Annotated in this window: 18 protein-coding genes and 1 tRNA gene; 11 read left to right on the forward strand and 8 right to left on the reverse strand. The window is 66.5% G+C overall.

The genetic code is table 11. From position 1 onward, the window contains the following. Window position 1: 1 nt before the first annotated feature. Entirely contained in the window at window positions 2-532 is a 531-nt protein-coding gene (locus ACW18A_RS08720; protein WP_492021339.1) for a response regulator, read from the forward strand. A 4-nt stretch (window positions 533-536) separates the two neighbouring features. Here ACW18A_RS08720 and ACW18A_RS08725 read toward each other — a convergent pair whose 3' ends face one another. Together ACW18A_RS08725 and ACW18A_RS08730 are read right to left on the reverse strand one after the other, a co-directional pair. Continuing rightward, window positions 537-1,379: a lysophospholipid acyltransferase family protein gene (locus ACW18A_RS08725; RefSeq protein ID WP_492024373.1), complete on the reverse strand. Its 843-nt coding sequence runs from the start codon at window positions 1,377-1,379 to the stop codon at window positions 537-539. A 79-nt stretch (window positions 1,380-1,458) separates the two neighbouring features. Next, window positions 1,459-2,229: an SDR family NAD(P)-dependent oxidoreductase gene (locus ACW18A_RS08730; protein WP_492021340.1), complete on the reverse strand. Its 771-nt coding sequence runs from the start codon at window positions 2,227-2,229 to the stop codon at window positions 1,459-1,461. 109 nt (window positions 2,230-2,338) lie between these two features. On the opposite strand from ACW18A_RS08730, the gene tipF reads away from it, so the two are divergent. The 3 genes from tipF to ACW18A_RS08745 all read left to right on the forward strand — a co-directional run bounded on the left by tipF (window position 2,339) and on the right by ACW18A_RS08745 (window position 4,448). Further along, window positions 2,339-3,613: a flagella assembly cyclic-di-GMP phosphodiesterase TipF gene (gene tipF, locus ACW18A_RS08735; protein WP_492021341.1), complete on the forward strand. Its 1,275-nt coding sequence runs from the start codon at window positions 2,339-2,341 to the stop codon at window positions 3,611-3,613. Between the two features lie 57 nt (window positions 3,614-3,670). Beyond that, window positions 3,671-4,123, forward strand: coding sequence for an HIT family protein (locus tag ACW18A_RS08740; protein ID WP_492021342.1), 453 nt, complete (start codon window positions 3,671-3,673; stop codon window positions 4,121-4,123). A gap of 249 nt (window positions 4,124-4,372) precedes the next feature. Next, window positions 4,373-4,448: transfer RNA gene (locus ACW18A_RS08745), tRNA-Thr, on the forward strand. 63 nt (window positions 4,449-4,511) lie between these two features. On the opposite strand, the gene ACW18A_RS08750 is transcribed toward ACW18A_RS08745, so the two are convergent. Beyond that, the gene (locus ACW18A_RS08750; RefSeq protein WP_492021343.1) at window positions 4,512-5,198 is read right to left on the reverse strand and encodes a hypothetical protein; all 687 of its coding nucleotides are present in this window, start codon (window positions 5,196-5,198) and stop codon (window positions 4,512-4,514) included. Window positions 5,199-5,222: 24 nt separating this feature from the next. Between ACW18A_RS08750 and ACW18A_RS08755 the strand changes: the two genes are divergently transcribed. Both ACW18A_RS08755 and ACW18A_RS08760 read left to right on the forward strand, forming a co-directional pair. After that, entirely contained in the window at window positions 5,223-5,387 is a 165-nt protein-coding gene (locus ACW18A_RS08755) for a hypothetical protein (protein ID WP_492021344.1), read from the forward strand. Window positions 5,388-5,415: 28 nt separating this feature from the next. After that, window positions 5,416-5,955 carry a DUF1003 domain-containing protein gene (locus ACW18A_RS08760; RefSeq protein WP_492021345.1) on the forward strand — a complete coding sequence of 180 codons (540 nt, stop codon included), beginning with the start codon at window positions 5,416-5,418 and terminating at the stop codon, window positions 5,953-5,955. Between the two features lie 126 nt (window positions 5,956-6,081). On the opposite strand, the gene ACW18A_RS08765 is transcribed toward ACW18A_RS08760, so the two are convergent. Together ACW18A_RS08765 and ACW18A_RS08770 are read right to left on the reverse strand one after the other, a co-directional pair. Further along, complete coding sequence (locus ACW18A_RS08765) at window positions 6,082-6,207, reverse strand: hypothetical protein (RefSeq protein WP_492021346.1); 126 nt, start codon at window positions 6,205-6,207, stop codon at window positions 6,082-6,084. A gap of 58 nt (window positions 6,208-6,265) precedes the next feature. Beyond that, on the reverse strand, window positions 6,266-6,739 hold the full coding sequence (locus ACW18A_RS08770; protein WP_492021347.1) for a hypothetical protein: 474 nt from the start codon (window positions 6,737-6,739) through the stop codon (window positions 6,266-6,268). 58 nt (window positions 6,740-6,797) lie between these two features. Between ACW18A_RS08770 and ACW18A_RS08775 the strand changes: the two genes are divergently transcribed. Then, window positions 6,798-7,535 (forward strand): cyclic nucleotide-binding domain-containing protein, encoded by a 738-nt coding sequence (locus tag ACW18A_RS08775; RefSeq protein WP_492021348.1) that lies wholly within the window; start codon window positions 6,798-6,800, stop codon window positions 7,533-7,535. Between the two features lie 2 nt (window positions 7,536-7,537). On the opposite strand, the gene ACW18A_RS08780 is transcribed toward ACW18A_RS08775, so the two are convergent. Then, window positions 7,538-9,202, reverse strand: a complete 1,665-nt coding sequence (locus ACW18A_RS08780; protein ID WP_492021349.1) for an amino acid ABC transporter ATP-binding/permease protein — start codon at window positions 9,200-9,202, stop codon at window positions 7,538-7,540. Next, window positions 9,199-10,830, reverse strand: a complete 1,632-nt coding sequence (cydD, locus tag ACW18A_RS08785; protein ID WP_492021350.1) for a thiol reductant ABC exporter subunit CydD — start codon at window positions 10,828-10,830, stop codon at window positions 9,199-9,201. Before cydD ends, ACW18A_RS08780 begins: the two co-directional genes overlap by 4 nt. Window positions 10,831-10,950: 120 nt before the next feature. On the opposite strand from cydD, the gene ACW18A_RS08790 reads away from it, so the two are divergent. Genes ACW18A_RS08790 through hemN form a run of 4 tightly spaced genes read left to right on the forward strand, consistent with a single transcriptional unit; the run spans window position 10,951 to window position 15,254 of the window. Continuing rightward, the gene (locus ACW18A_RS08790; protein WP_492021351.1) at window positions 10,951-12,549 is read left to right on the forward strand and encodes a cytochrome ubiquinol oxidase subunit I; all 1,599 of its coding nucleotides are present in this window, start codon (window positions 10,951-10,953) and stop codon (window positions 12,547-12,549) included. Between the two features lie 21 nt (window positions 12,550-12,570). Next, window positions 12,571-13,719, forward strand: coding sequence for a cytochrome d ubiquinol oxidase subunit II (gene cydB, locus ACW18A_RS08795; protein WP_492021352.1), 1,149 nt, complete (start codon window positions 12,571-12,573; stop codon window positions 13,717-13,719). Between the two features lie 19 nt (window positions 13,720-13,738). After that, on the forward strand, window positions 13,739-13,888 hold the full coding sequence (gene cydX, locus ACW18A_RS08800; protein ID WP_492021353.1) for a cytochrome bd-I oxidase subunit CydX: 150 nt from the start codon (window positions 13,739-13,741) through the stop codon (window positions 13,886-13,888). Then, the gene (gene hemN / locus ACW18A_RS08805) at window positions 13,872-15,254 is read left to right on the forward strand and encodes an oxygen-independent coproporphyrinogen III oxidase (RefSeq protein WP_492021354.1); all 1,383 of its coding nucleotides are present in this window, start codon (window positions 13,872-13,874) and stop codon (window positions 15,252-15,254) included. Before cydX ends, hemN begins: the two co-directional genes overlap by 17 nt. A gap of 117 nt (window positions 15,255-15,371) precedes the next feature. Here the strand turns inward: hemN and ACW18A_RS08810 are convergent, their stop codons facing one another. Continuing rightward, a complete protein-coding gene (locus ACW18A_RS08810; protein WP_492021355.1) occupies window positions 15,372-16,622 on the reverse strand; it encodes a glycosyltransferase in 1,251 nt (416 codons plus the stop codon). Between the last annotated feature and the right edge of the window lie 110 nt (window positions 16,623-16,732).

Below are 16,732 nucleotides of genomic sequence, written 5' to 3' on the forward strand. Positions count from 1 at the left end.
AATGTCTGCCCTTCAATCGCTCAACATTCTGCTGGTCGACGATAACCAGCATATGCGAGCCATCACATCCGCGATTCTGCAGTCGGCCGGCATCCGCAAAATCCGCGAGGTCTCGGACGGTGCGATGGCGCTCGACGTCTTGCGCCTTCACGATATCGATCTGGCCATCGTCGACTTCAACATGTTCCCGCTGGACGGGGTGGAGTTCACCCGCCTGGTCCGTAACAGTCCCGACAGCGTCGATCCTTATCTGCCGATCATTATGATGACCGGCCATTCGGAAAAGCACCGCGTGGTTGAGGCGCGCGACGCCGGCGTCACGGAGTTCGTGGTGAAGCCGATCACCGCCAAGGCCGTCTTCGACCGCATCCAGGCCGTGATCATGCGCCCGCGCCCCTTCGTGAAGACCGGCGGCTATTTCGGCCCCGACCGTCGTCGCACCAACGCGACCAACTTCAGGGGCCCACACCGTCGTTCGACCGACATGGCCGAGACGGCTTCCACGGATATCGACGGCGTCGGCAACCCCTGAGGCCTCAGGCACCATCCTCAAGCGCCTTGTAGACCCGGTCGGGCCAGCGCTTGTGGACCCAGAACCAGTTCACCGGATTCTCGCGAACCCTCTCTTCTACGAAGGTCGTGATCGCCTGAACGCCGCGAGCGATGTCACCCGCCCGGTCGCCGGTGTCCACCAGTTCGATCGGCTCATGCGCCGTCACACGGAACCGGACGCCGGGCAGCCGCACCACCGACATCGGCTGCAGCACGGTCCCGAACCTCAGCGCGAGCCGGCTCGGCCCCGGCGCCGCGTTCACCGGCTGACCGAAGAAAATCACCTCCGGCCCCTCGGAGAATTTCTGGTCGTTCATCAAGGCGACGCTCTCGCCCCGCGCCATCCCGGCCAGCAGTTCGCGGGCGCCGTCGCCGCCCTTGGGCGCGAACAGCTTGATTCCGTAGCGCGCCCGGGCCGCGATGATCTGGGCGTCAACATAGGGGTTGTTGGCCGCACGGTAGGTCACTTGCACCGGCACGCCGGAGGCCACCAGAACAGCCGCCATGGTCTCGATGTTCGCCATGTGGCCGGACACGAACACGACGGGCTTGCCGGAGGCGCGGATCGCCTCCAGCCTTTCGGCACCGACGATGTCGATCCGCCCCGACGCGGGGGTCAGTCTGTCCATCACCGCCGTTTCGGCGAACGTCCGTCCCGTCTGCTCCCACTGCGCCAGGGCCAGCCTCTGCCGGTCGTCCTCGCCCATCCCGGGGAAGGCGATGCGAAGGTTGCGCAGTACCGTCTTCTGGGTTCCGGTGATCGGTCCGAGCGTCCGCAGCACCAGACCGCCGAAGTTCGAGGCCGCCTCCAGCCCGATCAGCCGCATCAGGCCGATGAAGCCGGCGAACAGCGCCGCTTCCAGCCGCCAGATCAGGTCCTGGCGTAGGCCCGGGCCCCTGGCGTTCTCACCAGGCAATCGTCAGCCCGCCGTCCACCACCAGGGTCTGGCCGTTCACATAGGACCCCGCCTTTGAACACAGATAGACGGCCGTCCCTGCGATCTCGTCCGGCTGCCCGATACGCTTCATCGGGTTCGGCTCGACCGTCGCCTTCAGGACCTCATCGTTTTCCCAGAGGTATTTGGCGAAGTCGGTCTGGATCAGACCCGGCGCGATGCAGTTGACCCGCACGTTCGAAGGGCCCCACTCGACAGCGAGGTTCCGCGCCAGCTGCATGTCCGCCGCCTTCGACACGTTGTAGGCACCGATCAGGGCATTGCCGCGCAGGCCGCCGATGGACGAGATGATCAGGATCGCCCCGTCTTTCCGCGCCAGCATCTGGGGCGCCACCATCTGGGTCAGCCAGTGGTTCGAGAGGACATTGTTCTGGAAGATCTTCTGGAACTGCTCGTCGGCGATGCCGGCCATCGGCCCGGCATAGGGGTTTGAGGCGGCGTTGCAGACCAGGATGTCGATCTTGCCCCAGGCGGCGTTGGTCTCGTCGACCAGCCGCTGCAGATCTTCCTTCGACGCGATATTGGCGGGGATGGCCATGGCGCGACCCTCGCCGTATTTGCCGTTGATCGCCTGGACGACCTCTTCGCAGGGTCCCGCCTTGCGCGAGGAGATGACGACCTTGGCCCCGTGCTCCGCCATCCGCTCGGCGATGGCCTTGCCGATGCCCTTGGACGAACCCGTGATGACGGCGACCTTGCCGCCCAGATCGAACAATTCCATGCGTATCCCCTGTTTCGGCGTGCTTTCTGTTCCGCACACCCTAGCTGTTTCGCCCTGATACCCCGATACTCGGCCGATTCCATCCGGGAAGTCGGACTTCACCGTTCCCATGCGCGCACTGACCACCGCCTTCCTGTTCTTCGGCTACGTCTTCCTGGCGATGACGGTCGGTGCCTTTCTTTGGCGCGCCGGTCTCGGCCTTGGCCTGGGTGCGGCTGCGGGCCTGGGGATGTTCGGCATCCTGATCGGCGTCCACGCCATCTTCACCGGCATCGGCGAACGCAAGGCCCTGCGCGCCGAGATCGGTCAGGTCCGCGAGGCTCACCGCCTTCTGGCCGACGCGATGGAGCAGACCCAGACCGCGCTCGGCGACCTCGCAACGGCCATTGAGGCCGGAGCCCTGTCGCGCACCGACGAACTGACCGGCGAAGTCCGCATGCTGGAGGACCTGATCCAGCAGATGAGCGTCTCGATCGACGAGCGGCTAAAGGTCGCCCCGATGGTCGCCCCTGACAGCGTCGAGGCCCGCCGTCACCACCAGTCGAACCTGCTGCTCAGGACCGTCCACGACGCCCTCACGGAGAACCGCGTCGACCTCTATCTCCAGCCCGTCGTCACCCTGCCCCAGCGCCGCACGGTCTTCTACGAGAGCTTCACCCGCCTGCGCGATTCAACCGACCGCGTCATGATGCCGGCCGAGTATCTGTCGATCGCCGAGGGCGAGGGCCTGGTCCCCGCCATCGACAACCTGCTGCTGTTCCGCTGCGCCCAGATCGTGCGTCGCCTGGCCCGTCAGGACAGGAAGGTCGGGGTCTTCTGCAATGTCGCCCTGTCGTCCCTCGGCGACGAGACCTTCTTCCCGCAGTTCCTCGAGTTCCTGTCGGAGAACCGCGACCTGAACCAGGCCCTGATCTTCGAACTGGGTCAGGCCACATTCGACGCCCGCGGTGCCGTCGAGGCGCGCAACATGGCCAAGCTGGCCGACCTCGGCTTCCGCTTCTCGATCGACAAGGTCCAGACCCTGGACCTCGATTTCAACGACCTGCAACGCTCCGATGTCCGCTTCGTGAAGGTCGCTGCCGACCTGTTGATCGAACAGCTGCTGGACCTTGACGGCGGCTCGCCGATCCCTTCGCTGCGTGACATCCAGGCCGCCGACTTCGCCCAGCTGACACGCCGCTACGGCATCGAGGTCATCGCCGAGAAATGCGAGAGCGAACGCCAGATCGTCGACATCCTCGAGCTCGACATTTCCATGGGCCAGGGACATCTCTTCGGCGAACCCCGCGCCATCAAGGAAGCCGTGCTGGCCGAGACCGACCCGCCCGCCGACTTCGTGCGGTCCACGCTGATCTCGGCCGAAAAGCGCAGGCGCTACGCCTAGGCCCTTTGGTCATTCTCACGTCTGCGCCCCTCGCCGAAGGATATCAGGTCGAACCCCATGACCCTGCACGCGCCCTACGACCCCTCCAACATCTTCGCCAGAATTCTACGCGGCGAGATCCCCAGGGTCACGGTGTGGGAAGACGACGCCGTTCTCGCCTTCATGGACGTCTTCCCCCAGTCCGAGGGCCACGTTCTGGTGATCTCAAAGACCTCTACCGCCCGCAACCTGCTGGAGGTCGAGCCCGAGACCCTGGCGACGCTCGCCGCCGCGACCCAGCGTATCGCCCGCGCTGTCGAAAAGGCCCTGTCCCCCGACGGCTTCTCGATCATGCAGTTCAACGGCGAGGCCGGCGGCCAGACCGTCTTCCACCTGCATTTCCACATCATCCCCCGCTGGGCCGACCGACCACTGCAGGGCCACGGCCAGGCCGGCATGGCCGATGTCGAGGACCTGAAGGCGACGGCGGCCAGGATCGCCGCCGCGCTTCAGGCACGGCCGCCGAATTGAACCGAAGCCCGATCCAGTTCGTCGGCACCGCATGGCCGTATTCGAACAAGGCGAGGCCCCGGCTGACGATCATCACGACCGACAACGGCTTCGACCCGAACTTCAGACGACGGGCCAGGCGAAGGTCGTAAAAACCTTCGGCAGCACCAGCATGACCCCAGGCAGGATGTCGGGCGGGTTCAGCATGGCGTTTGATGGCTTGCGTCGTCGCCCTCACGCCAGCTACACCCCCGGCCTGATCACGTCAGGGCCGGCTTAGCTCAGTTGGTAGAGCGCCAGTTTTGTAAACTGGATGTCGCGGGTTCGATTCCTGCAGCCGGCACCATCATTGCGAATCCCTCTGGCCGACGAGGGCCGGTCAGTTCCACGGGGACGCACGCCGGGTGCCTCAGCGGTCCGGCGCATCTGGCGGCTGCGACAGTTCCGGCCCCGGATCTGATTGGCCTGTCGAAACGCCCCAGGTGGATGCCGTCGTCCCGGTTCGCAGGTTTTCCCTGAATCGCCCCAGCCGTTCCCGGTAGCCCTCGGCATCCCCGAACTCGACGAAGGCCTGGTAGCGCTGGTGTGGGCTGGTGACCTTGAGCGCGTGCTTGATCGGGCACCAGTATTGTTCGGTCCGACTGGCGATCTCGCTGACATAGGCGGCAACACCGTTGGCGTATTCACAGAACCAGCAGTTCAGGCGCTCGATCCAGTTGAGGTAGGCTAGGGCCTCGCGGTCAAAGATCAGATAGTCGCGCCTCGGGACGCGGGGCAGGCGATAGGCGCGAAAGCAGATCGCCTGATAGGCCGAGGCCCAGACGTCGATCAGCATCAACGGCAGGATCAGGGAGTAGATCACCGGGGCGGTCAGCACCGTTGCGGGCTGCGCGGCGGCGAGGAAGGCGGCGGCGCTCCGCTTCAAGCGTCGGTGCTCCGCCACCACCCCGTACTCGAACTCCACCAGACCCTCGTGAAGGCGCCAGCCGAGGGCCTCGCGACGTCGGAATATCTCCTGGTCCAGCTCGCTCTGAAGCCGAACGATCTCGGCCGCGATCTCTTCGATCCGCGCCTGGATCGGCGCGCGCCCGCTCATCCCGCGCCTCCCGGACCGAATGCCATGACTGCCGCCGCCTCCGCCGACATGACCTTGGTCTGGTGGCCGAGGCTCGCGATCCGCTTGTCCGTCATGAAGTCGCCCCTGCCCGCGCTGCCCGGCGAGATAAACGCTTGGCGGCAGGTCGACATTGATCCGAATCAATGTCCTCGCCAGCGGCTGCCGTAAGGGTGCCCGCTGGACCGAGAGACACCTCATGAATTCGATCGATCGTCGCGACGAGCTTGCGCAGGGGCTTCTTGGAACAGGCTATGACGCCCTGACCGAGGTGCAGAAGAGCGTCATTGACCTGATAATCTCCGAAGAGCCTACCGGGATGAACCCCCTCGCGGCCGCGGACGACCGCAGTTTCGGGGAGCGTATCTCCGACAGCGTGGCGAGGGTCGGGGGATCCTGGGCCTTCATCTTCTGGTTCAGCGGCTGTCTGCTGGCCTGGGTCGGGCTGAACACCCTGCTGGCGAGCGTCGACAAGGCGTTCGACGCCTACCCCTTCATCTTCCTGAACCTGATCCTGTCGACCGTCGCAGCGCTGCAGGCCCCGGTGATCATGATGAGCCAGAACCGGCATGCGGCCCGGGATCGGCGGGCAGCGGAACATGACTACCGGGTCAATCTGAGGGCTGAACTTGAGATTATGCGGCTGCACGACCGACTGCAGTCCAGCGAAGCGCAGCTCCATCGGATCGAGGCGGCGTTGGCCGCCCTGACCACTGAACCCGATCAGATTACAGCCTGAACCCGTCGGCTTCTTCAAGGCCTCGCGAGGGGCCCGGGATCGTCGACCCCGGGCGCCGGGATACGCAAGGTGCACCAAGAGAAGGCTGGCCGGGAAGCCCTGTCGGCCCTCACGAGAGCCTGGGACTCAGCGCGCGCGCGGCAGGTCGCGTCGCGGAAGGGCGGTCCAGACGGCGGCGCCGCCGACGGCGACTATGAACAGGGCGAAGGCGGCAATGACGCCTCCGACAAAGGGGATGGCTTCTACGGGCATGGTGTTTCTCCTTGCCAACCCTGATGGGCTCCCCGAGCCGATGCCGCATTGACCGAGATCAAAACACACTGTGCAGATCGCCAACCCCGGAGGCGAGCACGAGAGCGGTCGCATCGGCGGGCGTGTCGAGAGGCCGGACCAGTCGCAGGCTGTCGCAGTCCTGCAGCCGGGCGAGGACGACGACTTCGGCGATCAGGGCGTCGGCGATCGCGCGAGGATGGATGAGGTCGAAGGCCACCAGCCGTTCGACCTCCAGGCTCGGCCCCGTCTCGCTGCCCTGGACGATGCGATAGGTCAGAAGTCCGCACAATCGGCCCGATCCGTTGCTGGCGACAAGGACGCCTCCCGTTGAGGGGTCCCGCAGCCGCGCCAGGGCACCGAGCCGCCAGTGATCTGGATCCAGTGCGCTGGATCCCAGGCTGGCGAGGACGAGCGCCTCGTCCAGATCGGCAGCCAGGAGGGGGTGAACGCGCACCTCTGTCATGGCCCAGCATGAAGGAAAGCCATCCTGGGCCGCCTTGATCTCGATCAATCCGTCATTTGCGGTGACCGCGCACAGGCCTTAGGCTCACGGCCGTCAGGACAAGATCATGCTTGAGCTCAAGGCTCTTCCCGTCGGATGCGCAGACCGTCGCCGCAGCAACGCCTGCGCCGACTGCGGCGCGCGTGCGTTCAGCGTGTGCGGCAGCATCGACGACGCTGATCTCGGTCGCCTTGACGCCCTGGCGGAGCACATCGTCCTTCGGCCCGGCGAAGCCCTGATCCGCGAAGGCGACCCCGCGCTGCATGTGTTCAACATCACCTCGGGCTCTGTCCGGGTCTACAAGCTGCTCTCCGACGGCCGGCGTCAGATCACCGGCTTCCTGTTCGCAGGAGACTTTCTCGGCCTTGCGACCGGAGAAACCTATGTCTTCTCCGCGGAGGCGATCGAGCCGGCCACGGCCTGCCGCTTCCGAAAGAGCGATTATCGCGGGCTGATCCGCGAGACACCGACGCTGGAAGCCGCCTTGCTGGACCGCGCCAACCACGAACTGGCCGCAGCCCAGAACCAGATGATGCTCCTCGGACGGAAGACCTCCCTGGAACGGGTCGCCACCTTCCTGCTGGATCTCCCGGGCCATGATCCAGTCCGCGCGACGGTCGCCGGGCATGTTCATCTGCCGATGACCCGCCTGGAAATCGCCGACTATCTCGGGCTCACCATAGAAACCGTCAGTCGTGTGCTGACGCGGTTGAAGACGAGCGGCGTCATCAGGCTGATATCCCTGACCGAGCTGCATATCCTACAGCCTTCCGTGCTGCGGGCACTGGCAGACGGGGACGCCTGATCTCAGGCGGCGGCAGCGCGCCGTTCGTCGATCATCAGCTTGATTTCGCCGCCCGCCTGCAGGCCCAGAACCTCGATGGCTGTGTCGCAAAGCGAGCGGACGGCCGGTCGGTGGCTGATCACGATGAGGCCCTGGCCGCTGCGGTCGAGGCGCCGCCGCAGACCCTCGATCACGCGGGCTTCGCAGACTGCGTCCAGACCTTCGGTGGGTTCATCAAGAACGAGCCAGGGCGCGCTGCGAAGATAGGCGCGGGCGAGGCCGAGGCGTCGCCGTTCTCCTCCGCTCAGACAGGCACCGTTCTCGCCCAGCGGCATGTCCAGACCGAGGGGGGAAAGACGAACACGGTCCGCAAGATCTGCGTCTTCAAGAGCGCCCCAGAGGTCCTGGTCGCGGGCTTCCGGATCAGCTATACTGAGGTTGGTCCGAACGGTGCCGGTCAGAAGACGGACCTCCTGGGCCGCGTAGGAGAACTGTCGGCGAAGCACGGCTCGATCCTGATCACGCGAGGGGGCACCGGCGACGGTGAGACTGCGATCCGGACAGGGACGGAGGCCCATCAGCCGTTCGATCAGGGTCGTCTTGCCGAGGCCCGTCGCGCCCGTGACCGCCAGGCGGTGGGGCGGATCAAGGCCCAGGCCGACCGACCGGAACGCCAGCTTCGAGACCGGGCCCATGCGCCAGACGTCGGACACCGGAACTGCAGGGTCAGGGATAAGCTCCGATAGCCGGATCAGCGCCTGATCCGCAGCACCGGCGGATCGAAAATGCGCGGACAGGGATGACGCGGCCTCCAGCGAAGCGACCGACGCGAGCACCGCGAGGGCGACGAGCGCCGGAGGATGCTGGATCGAGACAGCGAACACACCGACTGCGGTCGCGCCCATGGCAAGCGTCTGCCACGCCGCGACCCGGCCGCCGGCGATCGACACGTTGCGGGTGGCCTCATCGAGAGCGGAAGCGGTGCGATCGCTTTCGACGACCGCCCAGCCTTCCAGACCATAGGCGCGCAGTTCAGCGGCCGAGGCCTGCAGGGAGGCCAGACGATCCTTCAGCCGACCGACAGCGACCTGGACCTCACGTCCCGCCGGATCGATCCACTGTCGACCGATGACGAGCGATCCGGACACCGAGATCGCCAGGCCGAGCGCCACCAGGATCCCCGCCCTGACATCGACCAGTCCTGCGAGACCGATCGCCGCCACGGATCCGGCCGCGGCACCCCAGGGTCCGCTGAGACGCACGAACAGGGTCTGGATCGCATCCACGTCCTGGACAAACCGGGCGGACGCCTCCCCGCTGGAAAACGCCAGGGCCTTGTCCGGCGCGGCGGAGGCCAGTTCCGCGAAGAGGGCCGGCCGTAGGGCCGCCAAGGCCTTCAGCGCCGCGTCGTGGCCGCTGACCCGTTCCAGGTAGCGGGCCCCGGTGCGCAGGATGGCCAGCAGCCGGATCGCTGCGCTCGGTAGCAGGACGTTGAAGGCCTGGGCCGCGCCCGCTCCGGCCAGTCCCGCCAATGCGGCACCGGTGATGAACCAGCCTGAGAGACCGAGCAGAAGCACCGCGCTCGCGGCGGCCACGACCGCGCACGCGGCCGCCGTCGCCAGGCTGACGCCCTGGGCCCGCCGTTGTCGGGCCAGCAAGGCGTGAAGCTGGAGACGTCCTGCCGTCACAGCCGCACCACATGGTCGGCGATAGCCAGCACAGCCTCGGAGTGGGTGGCGATGAGAACGGTGCGGCCCTTGCAGGCCTGTCGCAGCGCGCCGAGCACGGCTGTCTCCGTGTCTTGATCAAGGTTGGCCGTGGGCTCGTCAAAAACAAGAACCCGCGAGTCCGAAAGCAGGGCGCGAGCGAGACCCAACCGCCGCCGTTCCCCGCCGGACAGGCCGCCGCCCCGCTCGTCGAGTTTCCGCCCGAGATCGCCATGCAGACCGGCCCGGCCGGCAGCGCGCAGGATCGCGCCGGAGGATACGCCCTGGCCTGCGAGGGCGATATTCTCGCCCAGGGTCCCGGGGATTACGATCGGCGCCTGGCTGGCCCAGCCGACCGAGCCCGCAAAGTCGCCGATCTGCGAAAGGCGCTGTGCACCGATCTCGACCTCGCCTGCCGACAGCGGCGCCAGGCCCAGCAGAAGATGCAGCAGGCTGCTCTTCCCGGAGCCGCTTGCGCCGGTGATCGCCACGACGGAGCCCGCCGGGGCATCCAGATCAAACCGGCTCAGGATCGCCGGTCCGCCTTCGTATCGGATCTCGACATCCCTGAATCGGATCGCGGGCGGTTCGTCCCAGATGATCCGGGGTTGGGGCCGCCGCGGACTCTGGTCGGCGCCTTCGACAAGCGCGGGAACCGCCGCCTCCGCCGCCTGACGGTCGTGGTAGGCGGCCGCCAGCCGTCGCAGCGGCGCATAAACCTCGGGCGCGAGGGCGAGAACGAAGAAGGCGCGCGTGAGCGTCAGCGTTTCCGGCACTTGAAACGGGAGCAGACGAAGGAGGTTGAACCCGCAGTACACGGCCACCAGGGCGACCGACAAGGCCGCGAAAAACTCCAGCACTCCGGAGGACAGGAAGGCGACCTTCAGGACACGCCCGGTGCGATGCGCCAGCTCCGTCGAAGCGCGACCGATCTCCAAGACCGTGCGCGACTCGGCCTGGAACGCGATCAGGACCGGCAAGGCCCGGATGCGATCAAGGAACAGGACGGACAGTCGCTGCAGTGCCTCGAACTGACGCCGGCTCTCGGCCGCGGCGGCCATGCCGGCCAGCGCCATGCCGGCCGCGAACGGCACGAGGGTGAACAGGAGGACGCACGCTGCGACAGGGCTGGCGAACCCGACCGCCGCGATGATCAGCAACGGGGCGATCGTCGCGGCCTTCCGCAGCGCGGCGAACCTCGCGAAATAGCCGTCCAGGGCCTCGACGCCCTCGACGGCCGAAGACACGCCGCCCGCTCCGTTGCGTCGCCCCTCGAACAGGTCCTCAAGCACGAAACGGCGCACGCCGCGCTTGACCCCCATCGCCGTCGCCGCCGATACGCGAACCGCGAGCTGGGCGAGCACCGCCCTGGCACCCAGGCTCAGGAGCGCGAGCGCGAGCCAGAGCCCGATCTGTCCGTCCCCGCCGGCCAATCGACCGAGGGCTCCGGCCAAGCCCGCCGCAAATCCGATGGCGGGGATCGCATCCAGGACCGTCAGCAGGTCCGCGAGCGTCCGTCCGCGGCGGTGTGACCGCGCCCAAAGCGCGAGGCGGCGTTCGGGAGGCAGGGTGATGGGTCCGGTGGAGGGAGCAAGCGTCGCAAGCGTCATGCCGCAGCCATAAGGGGAGGCCCGTGGACCGGCTTTGATCGAAATCAAAGCCGGTCCACGGGCCCGTCTCTAGACGGAGGGTCTCGTCGGTCGTGGGGATCGGCGATCCGGAGCTCTCCCATGGACCTGGCGGTCGTCGACCTCTCCCGGCTGCAGTTCGCGCTGACGGCCCTCTACCACTTCCTGTTCGTGCCGTTGACGCTCGGCCTGTCCTTCATGCTGGTCATCATGGAGTCGATCTATGTGATGACCCGCCGGCCGATCTGGCGAACCATCACCCGTTTCTGGGCGACCCTGTTCGGCATCAATTTCGCCCTGGGCGTCGCGACCGGCATCACCATGGAGTTCCAGTTCGGGATGAACTGGGCCTACTACAGCCACTACGTCGGCGACATTTTCGGTGCCCCGCTGGCGATCGAAGGCCTGATGGCCTTCTTCCTTGAGGCGACCTTCGTCGGGCTGATGTTCTTCGGCTGGGACAAGCTGAGCCGGGTCGGCCACCTGTTCGTGACCTTCATGGTCGCGCTCGGCACCAATCTGTCGGCCCTGTGGATCCTGATCGCCAACGGCTGGATGCAGAACCCGGTCGGCGCGACCTTCAATCCCGACACCATGCGGATGGAGGTCACCGACTTCATGGCCGTGCTGATGAACCCGGTCGCCCAGGCCAAGTTCGTCCACACCGTCAGCGCGGGCTATGTCATCGCCTCGGTGTTTGTGCTCGGCGTGTCTGCCTTCTACCTGCTCAAGGGCAGGCACAGGGCCTTCGCCAGGCGCTCGATGACTGTGGCCTCCGCCTTCGGGCTGGCAGCCTCATTGTCGGTCGTCGTTCTGGGCGACGAGAGCGGCTACGCGCTCACCGACAACCAGAAAATGAAACTGGCCGCGATCGAGGCCATGTGGCACACCGAGGCGGCACCGGCTGGCCTGACGGCCTTCGGCTTCCCCAACATGGAAACGCACCGCACTGATGCCGCGGTGACCATTCCCTGGGCGCTCGGGCTGATGGCGACGCGAAGCCTCGACGGGGAGGTCGAGGGCATACTCCCTCTGGTCGCCACGGCCCAGACACGCATCGAATCCGGCATTCTGGCCTATGACGCGCTCGAGCGTATCAAGGCGAACCCGAACGATCCGGTTGCGCGCGGCGATTTCGAGCTGCACCGCAATGATCTCGGCTACGGCCTCATGCTGAAGCAACTCGTCGCGGATCCGCGTCAGGCCACGCCCGACCAGATCGTCGTCGCAGCCTGGAACACTGTGCCCAACGTGCCGGTGATGTTCTGGACCTTCCGGTTCATGGCCGCGATCGGTTTCGCCATGATCGCCCTGTTCGCCACGGCCTTCGTCCTGTGCACCCTTCGCAAACATGAAACCCGCTGGTTCCTCTGGCTGGCAGTGCTCGCCATTCCCTTGCCCTGGATTGCCGCCGAACTGGGCTGGATCGTCGCCGAGGTCGGGCGTCAGCCCTGGGCTGTAGACGGCGTCCTTCCGACCTTCCTGGGGGCCTCCAGCCTGAGCGTGCCCCAGCTGTGGACCACGATCATCGGTTTTACGGTCCTCTACGGCGGCCTGGCGGTGATCGAGGTCGGGTTGATCCTGAAGACCATCAAGCGCGGCCCCTTCGCCGAACAGGAAGAGTTCGCGGATCAGCCCGCAGACGAGCCTGGTCCTCACGCCCCCAACATCCCGCCCGTCACCGCCCCCGCCGTCGCCTGACCTGATCGCTAGGAAAACGAGATGGATATCCCCCTCGACTACGCCACCCTCCGCCTGATCTGGTGGGGACTGCTGGGCGTGCTGCTCATCGCCTTCGCCCTGACCGACGGCTTCGACCTTGGCGTCGGCGCGCTTCTGCCCTTCGTCGCCCGCACCGATGAGGAGCGCCGCATGGTGATCAACACCGTCGGCGCGACCTGGGAGGGCAACCAGGTCTGGTTCATCCTCGGCGGCGGTGCGATCTTCGCGGCCTGGCCCTTCGTCTACGCCGTGAGCTTCTCGGGCTTCTACCTGGCCATGTTCCTGGTGTTGTCCGCGCTGATCCTCCGGCCGGTCGCGTTCAAATATCGCTCGAAGCGGCCGGGCAAGGCCTGGCGCTCGGCCTGGGACTGGGCGCTGTTCATCGGCGGGTTCGTCCCGGCCCTGGTGTTCGGCGTGGCGGTTGGAAACGTCCTGCTCGGAGCCCCTTTCCGCCTGGATAGTGATCTGCGGTCCTTCTACGAGGGCACGCTGCTGGGTCTGTTCACCCCGTTCAGCCTGCTCTGCGGTCTGCTGTCCGTCTCGATGCTGGTTCTGCACGGCGCGGTCTGGCTGGGTCTCAAGGCCGAGCTTGGGCCGGTTCAGGGGCGGGCGCGTAACTTCGGCATGATCGCGGGCCTTCTCAGCCTCGTCCTGTTCGCAGCCGGCGGCCTGTTCGTGGCCTTCGGGGATCTCGGTTACCGCATCGTCGGGGCGGCGGATCCGTCGGGCTTCTCCAACCCGCTGCGGACGGCCGTCGTCGCCGCTCCGGGAGCCTGGCTCGACAACTACGCCGCCTATCCCTGGATGATCGTGGCACCCGTACTGGGCTTCGCAGGGACCGTCATCTCCCTGCTGGGTCTGTGGCGCCGGTCCGAGCCGCTGGCCTTCGCGGGCTCGTCGATCGCAGTCGTCGGGATCATCTCGACCGTGGGCCTGTCCATGTTCCCCTTCATCCTGCCCAGTTCGATCCATCCGGGCTCGAGCCTGACGGTGTGGAACGCGTCCTCAACCCAGACCACCCTGTTCATCATGCTGGGCGTCACGATCGTCTTCCTGCCCCTGATCCTGTTCTATACGGCCTGGGTCTACCGCGTTCTGTGGGGCCGGACTTCGACTGCGGCGCTCAAGACAAATCCCGATCTCTACTGAACCGAAGGACACCTGACCCATGTGGTATTTTACCTGGATACTGGGCGTAGGCCTCGCCGTCGGCTTCGGCGTGCTGAACGGCCTCTGGCACGAGTTCCACCTCTCCGACGAAGGCGACCTGGGCCTGTCCGAACCCGAGACCGATGCGACCGATGTCGGCCTGCGCTGAGACCCGCAGTCTCATTAGAACGGCCGCGCTGATCAGGCGCTACGACAGCAATGTCCCCCGCTACACCAGCTATCCGACCGCCGCCCGGTTCACACCGGATGTGGGTCCCGATGACTGGGGGAGATGGCTCGAAGCGGTCCCGGCCGACGATGCGATCTCGCTGTATGTCCATGTCCCGTTTTGCCGAACGCTTTGCTGGTATTGCGCCTGCAACACGCGAGCGGTGAACCGCCGGGAGACGATCCGGAGCTATGTCGACCTGCTGCTGACCGAGGCGCGTCTGGTCGCGGATCGGCTGGGCCGTCGACAACGGGTCGCCCGCCTTCATCTTGGTGGCGGCACGCCGAACATGCTGTCCGTGGACGACCTGGACCGCCTGTTCGCCGGTTTACGTGACGTCTTCGACTTCGCCCCGGATATCGAGATTGCGGCGGAACTCGACCCGGCAAGCCTCTCGCGCGCCTGGGTCGAGCGGGCGGCGCGTCATGGCCTCAACAGAGCCAGCCTCGGGGTCCAGGACCTGTCGCCCCGGGTGCAGAAGGCGATCAACCGGATCGAGCCGTTCTCCACGGTGGCCGAAGCCGCCGAGTGGCTGTGGGACGCCGGGGTGGAGTCCCTCAACCTCGACCTCATGTACGGGCTTCCGCTTCAGACCCGCGATGATCTGCTGACGACCCTGGACCAGGTGACCACCCTGCGTCCCGCGCGCATCGCACTGTTCGGCTATGCCCATGTTCCGTGGATGAAGCCGCACCAGAAGCTGATCAACGAAGCGGATCTTCCAGGGCCGGAAGACCGGTTTGCACAGAGCCAGGCGGCCTCTGCCTGTCTGCTGGATCAGGGTTACAAAGCTGTGGGGCTGGATCACTTTGCCCTGCCGACGGACAGCCTCTCGATCGCCTCGCGCACCGGGCGGCTGCATCGCAATTTTCAGGGCTATACGACGGACGTCGCCGAGACTCTCATCGGCCTGGGTGCCTCGTCGATCAGCCGGACACGCGAGGGCTACGTTCAGAATCACGCCGTGGAGCGCGACTGGCGCGCGTCCGTCGGCGCAGGTCAACTGCCGGTCGCGCGCGGCCTCAGGTTGACGCCGGACGATCGGCGCCGGGCCGATATCATCGAACGTCTGATGTGCGATTTCAGGGTCGACCTCCAGGACATCGACCGCAAACACGGCCCGGCTCCGGACCGGTTCTCGGCGGCCTTCGCCAGACTGCAGCCGCTGGTGGATGACGGGCTGGCGACACGCGACGGGGATGTCGTCAGCGTGACCTCTGCCGGCCGGCCGTTCGTCCGTCTGGTCTGCGCCGCGTTCGACACGAGCCTTTCACCGTCGCCGTCGAGACATGGGCGTTTGATCTGAAGCTTGCGCTGGAACAAGGCTGAACGTCTGACGGGTTGGCCGCAACCTCTGTCCACGGATCCACCGTCGAGAAAGATTCGGCGATGCGCTCTGAAAAGAGAGGACGAAATCGGCCGGCTAGTGAACCGCCAACTCCTCGCCCGACTGCACGAACTCCGGCCGGCCACTGACCTCGCCGTAGGTCATGCACAGGTCCTCGAACACGCGGTTCCAGGCGAAGCGTTCGACCGTATGCACCCGCGCCGCCGCGCCGACGGCCTCGACGTCACGGGCGAACAGGGCCTCGATGGCCTGGGCATAGTCGTCGGGGTCGGCGCTGCGGGACAGTTGGCCCACGCTGTCGTTGACGGTCTCGGCCACGCCACCGGCGTTGACGCCGACGACCGGACGGCCACAGGCCATGGCCTCCAGCACGATCAGGCCGAACGGCTCCTTGTCGTTGGCGTGCACGAAGGCGTCGCAGCTGGCGATGATCCGGGCCACGGCCCTGGGATCGCGCTCGTAAGGCAGGGCGATCACGCGGTCTTCGGCCGGCATCCCCTGCCCCGCCCCGACCAGCACGAGATGATAGGGTGCCCCCAGCTTCTGGACAGCCTCGATCAGGACATCGATATTCTTCTCGCGCGCAGGACGACCAGCGAAGCACAGCAGGCGGGCGCTGGCAGGCAGGCCAAGCTTCTTCAATAGCCAGTCGCGGTCGCGCCGATCGGGACGGAAGGTGTCGATTTCCACGCCCAGTGGCCGGATGACGATGTCCCGGATCCCCGCCTCTTCGAGGCGGCGGGCTATGAAACGGCTGGGCGAGATGACGCGGTCGAACTGGCCGAACAGGCGGGCCCAGCGCTTCTCGACCGGCTTCTTGGCCCATTCGCCGAAGTGCAACGCGGCCAGGCCCGCGGGATCGGAGTGGCAGAAGCCGACGACCGGACAGCCGGCGCGCTGGCCGGCCTCCAGGGCACCCTGCCCCGGCGTATAGGGATCGCCCGCCTCGATCAGAGACGGCTTCATCGAGGCGACCCACGCGCCCCAGCGCTTGACTGAACTGGGCCAGCGGTAACCGTCTCCGAAGGGCAGCTTGGTCGCGTGCAGCTGGATGACCCCATCGCGCCCGGCCTTATGCTGGGCCCCGGGCACGACCAGGGAGTGGGCCACGCCGGGACGGTTCGCCTCCAACCAGGCCTTCTTGGACAACAGGTAGCGCTTCACCCCGCCTGAGCGCGGCGCGTAAAGCATGGTGGTGTCGACCATACGCGGACGCGGATCCTGGGTGGACGCCTTCAGGACCCTGAGCGTCTCGGCGACCTCTTCGTCCCAGCCGGGAATGAGCCGTAGCTCACCTTCGTGAACGTCGAGATCCGTCATGCTCATGGGGTCGTGCTCCGGGGACTGCCGCGGCTGAACGCGCGTCCGGGACTTTGGGATGCGTGCGGACGATTTGGGCCGAGCCATGAAGCGCCCCTACGCTCGCCGAAGGTGAA

This window comes from Brevundimonas sp. AVps5 (assembly GCF_058681515.1).

What these genes read in the sequence shown, in the direction of transcription:
- ACW18A_RS08720 (WP_492021339.1), top strand. Translation starts at nt 2, where the DNA reads ATGTCTGCCCTTCAATCGCTCAACATTCTGCTGGTCGACGATAACCAG.
- ACW18A_RS08725 (WP_492024373.1), bottom strand. Translation starts at nt 1,379, where the DNA reads ATGCGGCTGATCGGGCTGGAGGCGGCCTCGAACTTCGGCGGTCTGGTG.
- ACW18A_RS08730 (WP_492021340.1), bottom strand. Translation starts at nt 2,229, where the DNA reads ATGGAATTGTTCGATCTGGGCGGCAAGGTCGCCGTCATCACGGGTTCG.
- tipF (WP_492021341.1), top strand. Translation starts at nt 2,339, where the DNA reads ATGCGCGCACTGACCACCGCCTTCCTGTTCTTCGGCTACGTCTTCCTG.
- ACW18A_RS08740 (WP_492021342.1), top strand. Translation starts at nt 3,671, where the DNA reads ATGACCCTGCACGCGCCCTACGACCCCTCCAACATCTTCGCCAGAATT.
- ACW18A_RS08750 (WP_492021343.1), bottom strand. Translation starts at nt 5,198, where the DNA reads ATGAGCGGGCGCGCGCCGATCCAGGCGCGGATCGAAGAGATCGCGGCC.
- ACW18A_RS08755 (WP_492021344.1), top strand. Translation starts at nt 5,223, where the DNA reads ATGACTGCCGCCGCCTCCGCCGACATGACCTTGGTCTGGTGGCCGAGG.
- ACW18A_RS08760 (WP_492021345.1), top strand. Translation starts at nt 5,416, where the DNA reads ATGAATTCGATCGATCGTCGCGACGAGCTTGCGCAGGGGCTTCTTGGA.
- ACW18A_RS08765 (WP_492021346.1), bottom strand. Translation starts at nt 6,207, where the DNA reads ATGCCCGTAGAAGCCATCCCCTTTGTCGGAGGCGTCATTGCCGCCTTC.
- ACW18A_RS08775 (WP_492021348.1), top strand. Translation starts at nt 6,798, where the DNA reads ATGCTTGAGCTCAAGGCTCTTCCCGTCGGATGCGCAGACCGTCGCCGC.
- cydD (WP_492021350.1), bottom strand. Translation starts at nt 10,830, where the DNA reads ATGACGCTTGCGACGCTTGCTCCCTCCACCGGACCCATCACCCTGCCT.
- ACW18A_RS08790 (WP_492021351.1), top strand. Translation starts at nt 10,951, where the DNA reads ATGGACCTGGCGGTCGTCGACCTCTCCCGGCTGCAGTTCGCGCTGACG.
- cydB (WP_492021352.1), top strand. Translation starts at nt 12,571, where the DNA reads ATGGATATCCCCCTCGACTACGCCACCCTCCGCCTGATCTGGTGGGGA.
- cydX (WP_492021353.1), top strand. Translation starts at nt 13,739, where the DNA reads ATGTGGTATTTTACCTGGATACTGGGCGTAGGCCTCGCCGTCGGCTTC.
- hemN (WP_492021354.1), top strand. Translation starts at nt 13,872, where the DNA reads ATGTCGGCCTGCGCTGAGACCCGCAGTCTCATTAGAACGGCCGCGCTG.
- ACW18A_RS08810 (WP_492021355.1), bottom strand. Translation starts at nt 16,622, where the DNA reads ATGAGCATGACGGATCTCGACGTTCACGAAGGTGAGCTACGGCTCATT.